Raw genomic sequence first — 13,552 nt, 5'->3', positions numbered from 1 at the left:
TAAGGATATAAAAGAAACTGTTTAGTCAGTTTCTTTTTTTATAACTACTATTATTAGTATCATCATTAATTAAATTACTAATTTTACAAAACTGTAAGAGAGTTTAAATTATATTGTAAGGTATGAATGTTATTATCTTTATGTGAGATTATCAAATTTGAAATGTATGTAATATATTGAAATTTGGTAAATGAAAAATAAAGTAAAGTTAAATAGAAACATTTAAGTTTAAAGCTTAAATAAAGAAAGGAGGATTACATGTTAACTTATATAAAAATAGCATGGAAATACATAATAAAATATTCCAAACGTTCTTTTGCAATGGTACTAGCTATTACTTTAAGCTCGTTTTTAATAATAACCATAGGTTCTATGAATGAAAGTTCTAAAGTTATTAATATAAATACCGCTAAAAAAATTGATGGGGCTCAACATGTTACATATGGTGGTATTAATCTAAATCAAGTAGAAAAGGTAAAGAGCAATAGGAATGTAAAAAGGATATCAAATACAGTTTACTATAATGGATGGAATGATAAGAATCAATTATTAGTTAATATGATTGCAGCAGATTCAAATATATTATACATGGAAGCCACCAAAATGAAAGAAGGAAGGTTTCCTACAAAATCTAATGAAATTGCAATTGAAGAATGGGTTTTGGACAGGCTTGAACTTAAACACGAATTAGGACAAACTATAGAAATACCTTTAAAAGAGGGAAAGAAAATAAAGCAGTTTAAACTATCAGGTATAATAAAGGATCGAATGGATGAAAAATCCACAGGGACACTTGAAGCCTTTGTAGCATTCAATAAAGAACGTTTATTAGGAAAAGAAAACAGTATAAATTTACTTGTTGAATTTAAGGATGGAGTAAAGACAAGAAACGAAATAAAAAAGCTTGCAAAAGGCTTGAACATAAAAGAAGAGAAGCATTTAACTCTTAATAAAGAATTACTTCAGGCCATGGGACAACTAGACAATACAGACTGGGAACTAGTCAAAATTTCTTCAACATTAATGTTAATAGGAGGAATGGTAATATATAGCTTATATAGCATATCTGTATTAAAAAGAATGCAGGAGTATGGAATAATAAGAGCAATAGGATCTACATCGAGTCAGATCGCTTATATAATAATATTAGAAATAGTAATTATTTATATAATAGGTATTTTGATAGGAACAATACTTGGTGTTTCTGCCATGTATATGCTTAAGGGTAGTACTATAGATTTATTCTACACAGGAAAAATTAAACTAGATACAATTGTCATACCATCATTTGCAGTTAGATTATCTATGATTACGACATTGGCATCTATATTACTAGCAGGTATAAGGGCTATAGTGTTGTCTGTCAGAGTTTCTCCTATTGAAGCAATAAATAAAAATACTCAAGATAGTAAAATATTTTTTAATGATAAAGAAAGTTTTATAGATAGATTACTTAGCATATCTAAAAGAATTTCATTTAAGAATATAAAAAGAAATAAAAAGACGTTTGTATTTACTATATTAGCTATGTGTATAGGATGTACTATATTTTTAACTACAACATTTAGATATAGTTTTTTTGGAAGAGATCTAGAATATCGTATGAATACATTCTTTGGAACAAAGTACGATTTCGAAGTAAATGTTAATGGTACGTCACCTATGAAGATAGGATATAATGAGAAACAAATTAAAAACTTAAGAGAACTACCTGAAATATCAGAAGTAATAGCTACTCAGATTATTGAAAATAATATTAAAATAGATAAAAAATATATAAATGGAGAATATGGAAGTAACTATTTAGAATATATGGAAGGCTATAGATATGTACCACAGATAGGAGGATTTTCTTTAGAGAAAGATAATGATAAACAGCTAGTTCTTAGAAGTAATACTTTTGGATTATCAGATAAAGGGTTAAATAAATTAAGAAAATCTTTAATAAAAGGAAAAATAGATATAAATAAAATGAATGAAGAAAATGTAGCTATAATATATATTCCAGAGAGTAAAAAATCAAAAGATCCTAATGATGAAAATATGCAGCCAGTGTTTAATATAGATGTAGGTGATAAAATAAGCTTATCTATTCCAAAAGAAAGTTATGATGATTTAACTGATAGCTTTCAAATATTATCTAATTATGAACAATATAAGTCTAAATATGTGGATAAAGAGTTTACAATTATAGGTATTGTAGACAACATTCCTATAGACAATTATATGAGTCTTGGTAATACTCCAGATGCAATTATATCTAAAAATATATTTAGAAAAATTACAGATATAGATATATATAGATATCTTGAAATAGATATGAAAGAAGGGGCTGACTATAAAACAGTGAGAAATAAAGTCTATAAGCTGTCGGATACTATACCTGGTACTTATTTTCAAGATAACTTTGAAAAAAATAAAGAAATTATGAACTCTGGAAATCAAAGACAAATCTTAGAGTATGGAGTTATATTAGTTTTAATATTAATAAGTGGATTAAGTATATTCAATAATATAAATTATAATCTTGCATCTAGAATAAGAGAATATGGAGTTTTAAAGGCAGTAGGTCTTACAGAAAAGCAATTTAGAAGAATGATAAGTTTTGAAGGACTAATGTATGGAGGTATATCAGCAGCTGTATCTTGTATAGTAGGGTTTATTTCTCAGCTTACATTTTATCTTTATTATGCATATTGTGAAGACGCAGTATCAATAAAAGGGTTTTTTATAGAATTTAAGCCTTATCTTATAGTTATACTTTTAAACTTATTTATTGGATATATAGCAACTTTAGAACCAACAAGACAAGTTAATAAAATAGAAATAACAGAAGCTATAAGGTCTGTAGAATAGAACACACCACTCCGTAGTTTATTTATTTTTGTCTACTTTACAAAACTGTAAGGAAGTTTAAAGGATATTGTAAGGTAAGGGTGGTAACATTGTATATGACATACGACAGGAAAAATATATCATGTAATAAATAACTATAGAGGAGTGGTTTTTTGAATAGAAAAAAATTATTATCTTTAGCATTAGCAGGGCTTATGGTAGCATCTTTTGGACTATACGGATGTGAGAAGAATAACAATAAAGATTCAAATGAAACACAAACAGAAACAGAAGCAGAAACTGAAGGACAAGATTCTAAAGAATCTGAAACAACAGAAGATTCTAACAAAGAAGATTCTGACAAAAAAGATTCAGAATCTGAATCAACAGATAAATCTGACGAAAAAGATTCAGAAGCTGAAAAAACAGATGACTCTGAAAAATCAGGTTCAGAAGAGAAACCTGGAAACTAAGAATATTCTCCTGTCGATGCTTTTAAATTAAACCATATAATTTAGTTGTAAAAGATTTCTTAATAAGATTTACTAGGATAGGGGCTGTCTTAAAAGTATATTAGATACTTTTAAGACAACCTCTATTATTTTATATAGATATGAATATAATTTGAAATGATATCTTATAAGAAAGGAGTGTGAAAATTATTGTACTATATTAGAATGGCTTTGAAATATATACTTAAGTATCCTAAGAGAGCAGCTGCAATGATCATAAGTATAGCACTTAGTACGTTTTTAATGGTAACTATAGGGTCGCTAGCAGAAAGTTCAATAAATACTGAAATTAATGATATTAAAAAGTCAACTGGAGCACAACATGTTAGGTATGATCGACTAAATATGAACCAAGTAAATCAAATAAAGAAAAATAAAAATATAAAAGTTGTGTCAAACATGGCTGGCTATGCTATATGGAACTATGAAGATAGAATACCAATATACATATCTTCAGTAGACGAGAATATGCTGTACATGAATAATACAAAAATGGAAGAGGGGAAATTTCCTACAGAATCTAATGAAATTGCAATAGAAAATTGGGTTTTAGATAGAATGGAGCTTAAGATAAAAGTTGGTGAAGCTATAAAAATACCATTAGAAAAAGGCGGAGAAAAAGAATTTAAACTAGTAGGTATAGTTAAAGATATACCAGCAACAAAATCTAGAGGAGAAACAGGAGCATACGTAGCTTTTAATAAAGAAAATTTATCTGGTAATGATGATTATATATATTCATTCGTTGAATTTAAGGAAGGATTAAAACTTAAGAAAGAAATAAATGATTTATCAAAAGAAATAGGAGTAAAGGAGAAAAGGAATATAAGAATAAATCCTATGTTACTGGATGCTATGGGACAATATGGAGCTCTTGAATGGGATCTAATTAAGATGTCACTGATGTTAATGGCTGTAGGTGGAATGGTAATATACAGTATATATAGTATTTCAGTATTAAAACGAGTGAAAGAGTATGGAATCATGAGAGCAATAGGCTCAACTTCTAAACAGATAATATATGTAATGTTATCAGAGATAGGAATTATATATGCTATAGGTGTATTAATAGGAATATTAATGGGAGTTACTTCTGTACAGTTATTTAAAGGAATCACCACCAATTTATTTACAGAAGCAAATACTAAAATAGATATCGTAGTTATTTCTACATTTGCTATTAAATTATCAATGATAGTATCTTTTAGTTCCATCTTATTGGCAGGTATAAGAGCTGTATTATTAACTATTAAAGTATCTCCTATAGATGCTATAAATAAAAGTACTCAAGATAAAAATATAATTTTTAATGAAAAAAAGGGGATTATACAAAGGTCACTGTCAATAACAGGAAAGATATCATGTAAAAATTTGAAGAGAAATAAAAAGATGATCCTATTTACAATAGTATCTATGTCAATAGGATGTATATTATTTATTGCACAGTCATTTCAAAATGAATTAATTAGAAGGGAAGGAATTTACGTAAATAAACTACATGCTATTTATGATTTAAGACTAGATATAGATGACAAAGTTGCTATCAAAAAAGGTTATACTAAAGAACAGATAAATGATATTAAAAAACTTCCTCAAGTAAAAAATATATATTCTAGTCAACTACTTTATTCTAGGATTAAAATTGATAAAAAGTATATGAACGGAGAATATGGACAGAGTTATATAAAGTATATGACTGACGGAGATTATAAATATCGAAATGAGCTAGTTAAACATGGAGATAATTTCTCATTTGAAAGTGATGACAAGAAAGAAAAAATAATGAGAAATACCTTAATGAGTTTATCAAATGATGATATAGAACGGTTGAATAAAAAATTAGGCGAAAGTAAGATTGATTTAAGTGAAATGAATGATAAGCCTTTAGCAATATTATATGTTCCTGAAATAAACAAAAAAGGAAGTATGAATAAAGAAGATGGAGAACTTAAACCTGCCTTCAATATAAATGTTGGAGATAAAGTTAAAGTCTCTATCCCTAAAGAGGGTTATGAAAAAAATATGAATAATATTGAAATTATATCTCGGTATGAAAAATATAAATCTCAATATGTAGACAAAGAATTTACAGTTGTAGGTACAGTCGATTATCATGGATTACCAAATAATCATAGAGGTACACTATCAGAAGGGATTCATATGTTTATATCAGAAAATATGTTTAAAGAACTTTCAGGAATAGATAACTATAGAGTAGTCAAAATAGACATGAAAGATAATGCAACAAAATCAGAATATGAAACATTGAGAAAAAAGGTTCAAGAAATGTCAAAATTGTTTCCTATGACTCATTTTGAAGATCATGTTGAGATAAGAAAAGAAAGTGAAAAATCAAATAGACAATATAATTTATTACAAAATTCGATTGCAATAGTTTTAATGTTGATAAGTGGGTTAAGTATATTTAACAACATAAATTATAATCTAATATCTAGGATAAGAGAACATGGTATTATGAAAGCAATAGGACTTACAGATAGACAGTTTAGAAAAATGATAAGATTTGAAGGACTAATGTACGGGGTCATATCTGCTTTTGCATCTTGTATTATAGCGTTTGTTATTCAAGTAGGAGTTTACTTGTATTACACGCAATATATGTATAAAGATATATTTATATTAAAAAGGTTTTTTATAGAATGGGATCTTTATTTAGTAGTTGTATTAATAAACTTGTCAATAGGATATATAGCAACACTAGGTCCGTCAAGACAAGTCAATAAAATAGAAACAACAGAAGCCATAAGATCTATAGAATAACAAGAATATACTTATTTTTATAGTTGCCAAAACTTATGTATATACATAAACTTTGGCAATAACTTTTATAATGTTTAAAAATATTAGGTTCTATTCTATTTTTGAAAGATGTTATTAAATTAATAATAGTATCTCATTTTATATATTTAATCTTATCTTTTTCATAATATATTTACTAACTTAAATCTTTTAAATACAGGTATTTTTATACCACTATAATAAACTTGAAATCTTCACTTTCATAACTTCAAGTATAGGGACAACTTTAGACACTAGTGCGTCTGATATAGCTAAAACATCATTATCTCTCATTATTATTTGAAAAGATCTCATAGTTTCACTTAGGTTATAAACTTCTTTAGCATATTCATTCCATGCTTCATAGTTGGCAATCTTATTATTTAAATTTCCACTTGTTTCTATAGAATTAAATGAGTTAAATATAAAGTTGAATCTATCGAAAAGTGGAATAAGATCCATAAATGCATTTCTATCTGGCTTTTTAGCAAAGTCTTCTGATATTTGCTTAACAAAGTGGATAATATTATCTATATCATCATGGACAGAAGATAATGTATCTTTTATTAAATCGCTTTCTGTTTTAACAATTATTTTTATTTCTTTTATGTCCTTATAGTTGCTTGTTATATATGTGTCATGATCATATATATTTTCACCATTTATTATCATATGACTAAAGCTATAATCAGTTCCTATAGTGGTATCTTTTACTATGTTTTCTAATTCTCCGATTATATTTTCATTATTATATACTTCAAATTCCTTATCTAATATAAATACTTTCATAATAACCCCCAAATATAAGTAATATACAAATCTAATTATAACATGATTGAGATTTTTTAAAACTTCAAAATTAAATACATAAAAACATATTGACATTGTAGGAATTCCATAGTATTATTTGAAATAAGATAAAATCATAGAAATAAAATCAATTTATGGAAAGAATATACAATGAAATAAATTGTAAACATTATGATTAGGGAAAGTAGGTTAATCTAAGCATTCAGAGAGAAATCCATATGGTGAAAGGATTTTATGTGGATATTAATTGAAGTGCTCCTATGAATGGTAGGTTGAATAAAGTAGACTGTTCCGGATTCTCCCGTTATAGAGAAATAAAGGTAGGCACTTCTGTGCTTAACCAGAGTGGAACCGTGAAAGTTAAACCTTTTGCCTCTGATATTTTTAGTAGGCAGAAGGTTTTTTTATTACTTTAAAATTAGGAGGGGTCCTATGTCAATTATAATTAAAAATCTAGGAAAGACTTATGATACTTTAGAATCTGAGGATAAAAACTATATATTAAAAGATGTAAATCTTACTTTAAATAAAGGTGAGTTCTTCATATTATTAGGGCCTAGTGGATGTGGAAAGTCAACTTTACTAAATATAATAGGTGGGTTTATAGAAAAAAGTGAGGGAATCTTAACAATAGATAAAAGAGAGATATATAAACCAAGCAGGGAAAGGGCAATGGTGTTTCAGCATCCAGATGCGTCACTATTTCCTTGGCTAAATGTTAGAGAAAATATTGAATTTGGACTAAAGATGAAAGGGTTAACTAAGGAAGAACGAAATGAGATATCAGATAAATATATAAAATTAGTTGGATTAGATATGCATAGAGAGAAATATCCTAGTGAACTTTCAGGGGGTATGAAACAAAGAGTTCAAATTGCTAGAGTTTTATCAAATGATCCAGAGATTCTTCTTATGGATGAACCATTTGGAGCATTAGATGCACAGACAAGAGGAATATTGCAAAGAGAGCTAGTTCGTATTTGGCTAGAAACTAAAAAGACAATAATATTTATTACTCATGATATACAGGAAGCTATTCTTTTAGGAGAAAGAATAGGTGTAATGTCTAAGTCGCCAAATGCTTCAATATATAAGACTTACGATGTCAAGTTGCCTCATTACAGAGATGTATCATCAAAAGAGTTTAATGAATTATACAGAAGAGTTCAGTCAAATTTTGATAAAGAAGTGAAATGGATAGATTCTAGTGAGTTAGTTATCTAGTTAGGGGGGAATATCGTGAAAACATTTAAAAGGATAAATAGAAATACTTTTATAACTTGGATTATAGTTATACTTTTATGGCAAACTCTAGCCTTGCTTTCAACACCGGAATTTCTACCAGGACCTAGAGATACCATATTAGGGGCTAGAGAACTTATTGCTGATGGAAGTTTAATAAAGTATATTTTGATAAGTCTTTTGAGAGTAATTGTAGGTTGGTCTATAGGAAGCCTAATAGGAATTCCTATAGGGCTACTAATAGGAAGATTGAAAATAGTGAGAGATATATTAGAGCCTCTTATTAACTTCTTTAGATTCGTGCCAGCGATAGGATTTATTACTTTATTCATACTGTGGTTTGGAGTTGGAGAAATATCAAAATCAATTCTTATAATTTATGCTACCTCATTTGTAGTGATGTTAAATACAGCTACAGGAGTGTTAAGTATTGAGGAAGAAAAGATAAGAGCTGCAAGAAGCCTAGGAGCTAGTGAATTTCAAATACTACTTCATGTTATTATACCATCATCAATTCCATTTATTTTTAATGGCGTAAGATTATCTATGGGAAATTCATTTATGGCAATAGTAGGTGCAGAAATGATAGCAGCAAATGAAGGGGTAGGGTATCTAATATGGACTTCAAGATTATATTTTAAAACGACTTGGATATTTGTGGGATTAGTAACTTTAGGAATTATGGGTTATTTTAGTGATAAACTTTTAAGAACTTTAGGAGGAAAAACACTTAAAAAATATGGAGTAGTATCTAAAACTCAATTTGGAAGTAGATAGGGGGAATAGTCTTGAAAACGACTTTAAAATATTTAATAGTTCTAACACTTATAATTTCTTTAATTAGTATAGTAGGTTGTAATAAAAAAACAGCAAGGGCAAATCAACTAGTAAGGTTTGCAATAGATACTGCTGGAGATACAGGTATCCAGTTTAGAGTAGCTAGAGCTAAGGGTTTATTTGAAAAGCACGGTATAAAGGCAGAATTCTCTGATTATGCATATGGAGTAGATACTTTAAATGCAGTTATAACAGGGACAGCAGATACAGGAATAGCTGCTGACTATGCAGCAATAAATAGATTAAGCGGAGACAACATGAAGATAGTGGCTACCATTAGTCGCAGTGGTCAAAATGAAAATAAAGATAAAAATAAATCTGGAAATGTGCTTTTAGGAAAAGGGATAGATAGTCCAAAAGAATTAAAGGGAAAAAAACTAGGTGTAAGTAAGGGGACAGTTATGGAATATCTATGGGTTAAGTATTTGAACCATCACAATATAAAAGATGATGAAGTTAAATTTGTAGCCCTTCAGTCTCCAGCAGAAACTTTAGCAGCTATACAAAGTGGCGATATAGATGCAGCTTTTTTCAATGGGGAACTTATTCCTAAGGTAAAGAACATAGAAGGAATAAAAGAAATAGGCAGTTCATCTGAAGTTGAATTTTCTGTTAGGGGTTTTTTCTTAGCTAAGAATGAATTGGCTAATAAAGATCCTAAATTAGTTTCAAATATATTAAAAGCTCTAAATGAAGCAACTGAATTTATAAAGAAAAATCCAGACGAAGCAGCTGACATAGTTTATAAAGAACTTAAAGTACCGAAAGAGACTGTGCTAGAGCAGATAAAAGTTACAAATCGTGTAGTGGAGTTTAATGATGAAGATTATGAGCACTTAAACGAGATAAAAGAATGGGGAGATAACAAAGGAATATTTAAAAAATATGAACTTAGAAACACAATAGATACCAAACCTTTGAAAGAAGCTTTTTCAGATAAAGTTAGTTTTCAAAATGACAAATAGATATAAGGCAAAATGAAGATCTCTATATACTAGTTCAAAGGAGGAAAAAAGCTCATGCCACCTATAAGTATTCTAATAAAGCCTTCATCATCAAAATGTAATTTAAGATGTAAGTATTGTTTTTATAACTCATTGAGTGAAAAAAGAGATACTAAAGATTACGGCTTTATGAATGAGGAAACTATAACTAACTTAGTAAAAAACATACTAGAATATGCTGATGATCATTGTGTATTTGCATTTCAGGGAGGAGAACCGACATTAATTGGATTAGATTTTTATAGGAAGGTAATAGAGTTACAAAAAAGATATAACCATAAAGGGGTTAGAATAGAAAATACAATTCAGACTAATGGAATTTTAATAGATGAAGAATGGGCAAAGTTCTTTTATGAAAATAAGTTTCTTATAGGAGTATCTTTAGATGGTTCTAAAGATATAAATGATGGAAGTAGATTGGATGTAAATGAAAAAAGTACATTCAATAGAGTCATGAATTCAATAAAACTACTTGATAAATATAAAGTTAACTATAATATATTATGTGTTGTAAGTTCATATGTAGCAAGACATATAGGAAAGGTTTATTCTTTTTATAAGAGAAATGGATTTAAATTCTTACAGTTTATGCCTTGTCTTGATGAAAATGAAGAGAGCAAATTTTATTCACTAGATAATAAAAAATATGGTAAATTTCTAAAAAACTTATTTGATTTATGGTATGAAGACTTTGTAAAGGGAGAGAGAATAGATATACGCTTTTTTTCAAATCTAGTTCAAATGGCTGCTGGATATAGATCAGAGACTTGTGGTATGTCAGGAAAATGTCATTGTTACTTTGTTGTAGAAGGAGATGGAAGTATATATCCATGTGACTTTTATGTAACAGATAATTGGTTACTAGGAAATGTAAATAATGAAAAGTTTAAAGATATTATTATATCTGAAAAAGCAGAAAAGTTTGTTTATGATTCTATTTATGTAGATGATAAGTGTAGAGCTTGTGATTATTTCAATCTATGTAGAGGGGGGTGCAGAAGGTGGAGAGAGCCTTTTGAAGATGTAAGGCCTAAGTTAAACAAACTTTGTCCTGCATTTAAAGAATTTTTCAAGTATGCAGATGAGCGGATATATGAATTGTCGTTAGTTTTAAAAAGGTAGTAAATTCAGAAAAGGGGGGTATTAAAATGTCATTAAACAGTAGTGAAAACTTCAAAGGAAAGATAAATACAACTATAAGTAAATCAATTCCATATTGGCCTAAGGAGAAATATAAAGAGAAAGGGACTAATGTAGTGTATATAGTTTTAGATGATATGGGATTTTCTCATTTAGGATGTTTTGGTTCAAATATTTCAACACCAAATATAGATTCTTTAGCTGAAAATGGTCTTATATATAATAACTTTCACACTACAGCACTATGCTCTCCTACAAGATCTTGCCTTTTATCAGGGGCAAACCATCATGCAGTAGGTATGTCAGTAGTATCAGAAATAGATACGGGATTTCCTAATGCAAGGGGAAGAGTAGATAAGAGGTATGGTTTGTTAAGTGAAATTTTAAAAGAGAATGGGTATAGCACATTTGCTCTTGGAAAGTGGCATTTAACACCTGGTAAACAACAAACAGGAGATGGAGACTTTGAACATTGGCCTCTTAGAAGAGGGTTTGATAGATTTTACGGATTTTTACCTGGTATGACTAATCAATGGAATCCTGATTTAGTAGAGGATAATCATAGAATAAGACAGCCTAAAAAGGCAGAGGACGGATATCACTTAACTGAGGATATAACAGATAAAGCTATCAAATATATAGCTAATCAAAAGTCAAATTCTCCTAACAAACCATTTTTTCTATATTTAGCATATGGGGCAATGCACTCTCCACATCATGCACCTAAAAAGTTTATAGACAGATATAAAGGAAAGTTTGATGAAGGATGGGATGTAATAAGAGAGCGTTGGTTTAATAATCAGAAAAAGATTGGAATTATACCTAAGAGTACAAAGCTAACAGATAGAAATGAACTTGTATCTCCTTGGGATAGTCTTACTGAAGATAAAAAGAAATATTATGCAAGACACATGGAAGTATATGCAGGATTTTTAGAGCATACAGACTATCATATAGGAAGAGTCATAAGCTATTTAAAAGAAATAGATGAATTTGAAAATACTATTATAGTATTTCTTTCAGATAATGGAGCTAGTGCAGAAGGTGGAGAGCATGGACAGTTTAATGTATATAAAAGCTATTTAGGTCATATAGACGAAGATATTTTACAAGAAGACTTAGATAGAATAGATGATCTTGGAAGTCCCAAAGCATTTAATTGCTATCCTGCAGGGTGGGGCCATGCTGGAAATACTCCATTTAAATGGTATAAATCATTTGTTCATGCAGGAGGTGTAAAAGACCCTCTTATTATACATTATCCAAGTGGAATAAGTGATAAAGGCGGAATAAGAAATCAGTATCATCATGTAACAGATGTTACCCCAACTGTATTAGATGTGTTAGGAATAGAGAAGCCAATTAGCATTAATGGAGTTTATCAACTTCCAATGCATGGGGTGAGTTTGAAATATACATTTGATAATGAAGACGCAAAAACTAAAAAAGATGTTCAATATTATGAGATGTTTGGAAACAGAGCAATTTACAGTAAAGGATGGAAAGCTGTTGCAAGACATATAGAGGGAGAAAATATAGAAGATGATGTTTGGGAGTTATATAATGTTGAGGAGGACTACTCAGAATATAACAACCTTGCTAAAATCTATCCTAAAAAACTTAGAGAGTTAATAAACCTATGGTGGGTTGAAGCAGGAAAATATGATGTACTTCCTATTCTAGATATTAGTAGAAGAAAGAGAAAAGAAAAGAATGAAAAAATTTTAGATCAAAGGTTTGAGTTTTTACAAGGAACTGATCCAATATCAAGTATAAAAGCTCCAAATGTTAATGATAAATCTCATAAAATAAAGGCGTATCTTAATCGTTTAAGTGAAGATGAAGAAGGAGTTTTGGTTTCGTTTGGAGGAAGATTTGGTGGATATTCACTTTATATTAAAGATAATTTACTAAAGTATCATTTTAATTTCTTTGGATATAAGAGGTATGAAATAGTGTCAGATATTGAGGTTCCAATAGGAAAGATAGAGGTTGAATATGATTTTAGAAAAACTGGAGAAAATATAGGCATAGGAAGGCTATTAATTAATTCTGAAGTTGTAGGAGAAGAAATTATTGAAAATATAAATGGAATAGTAGGTATGGAGCTATTTTCAATAGGAAGTAATGAGATGACACCTGTTACAGAGGAATATGAAGTTCCATTTAAGTATACTGGAGATTATTTAAAAGTAGCAGTTGAAATTAAAGGAACTAAAGATGCTAGCGATAGTGAAATAGATTTAGCATTAGCTACTGAATAGAAACGCTATAATATTGAAAAAATGAATCAATATAAAAAAGAGTTGACGTAAGTATGATCTGACCCCAAAAAGTTAGACATAATAAATTAAGCTACTAGTAAGGATTGTT

General features: G+C 28.9%; 9 protein-coding genes and 1 other annotated feature. Of the genes, 8 read left to right on the top strand and 1 reads right to left on the bottom strand.

Features of this window, described 5'->3' with window-relative positions; translation table 11 throughout:
• The first annotated feature begins 258 nt into the window (after positions 1–258).
• The 3 genes from CLPU_RS01915 to CLPU_RS01905 all read left to right on the top strand — a co-directional run bounded on the left by CLPU_RS01915 (position 259) and on the right by CLPU_RS01905 (position 6,128).
• Positions 259–2,856, top strand: coding sequence for an ABC transporter permease (locus CLPU_RS01915; protein WP_050353961.1), 2,598 nt, complete (start codon positions 259–261; stop codon positions 2,854–2,856).
• A 152-nt stretch (positions 2,857–3,008) separates the two neighbouring features.
• Positions 3,009–3,308 carry a hypothetical protein gene (locus CLPU_RS01910; protein ID WP_050353960.1) on the top strand — a complete coding sequence of 100 codons (300 nt, stop codon included), beginning with the start codon at positions 3,009–3,011 and terminating at the stop codon, positions 3,306–3,308.
• 189 nt (positions 3,309–3,497) lie between these two features.
• Positions 3,498–6,128: an ABC transporter permease gene (locus tag CLPU_RS01905; protein WP_050353959.1), complete on the top strand. Its 2,631-nt coding sequence runs from the start codon at positions 3,498–3,500 to the stop codon at positions 6,126–6,128.
• Positions 6,129–6,341: 213 nt separating this feature from the next.
• Here the strand turns inward: CLPU_RS01905 and CLPU_RS01900 are convergent, their stop codons facing one another.
• Entirely contained in the window at positions 6,342–6,935 is a 594-nt protein-coding gene (locus CLPU_RS01900; RefSeq protein WP_050353958.1) for a hypothetical protein, read from the bottom strand.
• A gap of 183 nt (positions 6,936–7,118) precedes the next feature.
• Positions 7,119–7,336 (top strand) — a binding site (T-box leader).
• Positions 7,337–7,388: 52 nt separating this feature from the next.
• On the opposite strand from CLPU_RS01900, the gene CLPU_RS01895 reads away from it, so the two are divergent.
• Genes CLPU_RS01895 through CLPU_RS01875 form a run of 5 tightly spaced genes read left to right on the top strand, consistent with a single transcriptional unit; the run spans position 7,389 to position 13,443 of the window.
• On the top strand, positions 7,389–8,180 hold the full coding sequence (locus CLPU_RS01895) for an ABC transporter ATP-binding protein (RefSeq protein WP_050353957.1): 792 nt from the start codon (positions 7,389–7,391) through the stop codon (positions 8,178–8,180).
• Between the two features lie 15 nt (positions 8,181–8,195).
• The gene (locus tag CLPU_RS01890; protein WP_050353956.1) at positions 8,196–8,975 is read left to right on the top strand and encodes an ABC transporter permease; all 780 of its coding nucleotides are present in this window, start codon (positions 8,196–8,198) and stop codon (positions 8,973–8,975) included.
• 11 nt (positions 8,976–8,986) lie between these two features.
• Positions 8,987–10,000 carry an ABC transporter substrate-binding protein gene (locus CLPU_RS01885; protein ID WP_050353955.1) on the top strand — a complete coding sequence of 338 codons (1,014 nt, stop codon included), beginning with the start codon at positions 8,987–8,989 and terminating at the stop codon, positions 9,998–10,000.
• Between the two features lie 54 nt (positions 10,001–10,054).
• Positions 10,055–11,161 carry an anaerobic sulfatase maturase gene (locus tag CLPU_RS01880; RefSeq protein WP_050353954.1) on the top strand — a complete coding sequence of 369 codons (1,107 nt, stop codon included), beginning with the start codon at positions 10,055–10,057 and terminating at the stop codon, positions 11,159–11,161.
• A 26-nt stretch (positions 11,162–11,187) separates the two neighbouring features.
• Positions 11,188–13,443, top strand: coding sequence for an arylsulfatase (locus CLPU_RS01875; RefSeq protein ID WP_050353953.1), 2,256 nt, complete (start codon positions 11,188–11,190; stop codon positions 13,441–13,443).
• Positions 13,444–13,552: the final 109 nt, after the last annotated feature.

Origin of the sequence: Gottschalkia purinilytica, from assembly GCF_001190785.1 — a bacterium.
Classification (GTDB): Bacteria; Bacillota; Clostridia; order Tissierellales; family Gottschalkiaceae; genus Gottschalkia_A; species Gottschalkia_A purinilytica.
Note: the sequence above shows the minus strand (reverse complement) of the source record. Positions and strands in the feature narration are given on the sequence as shown.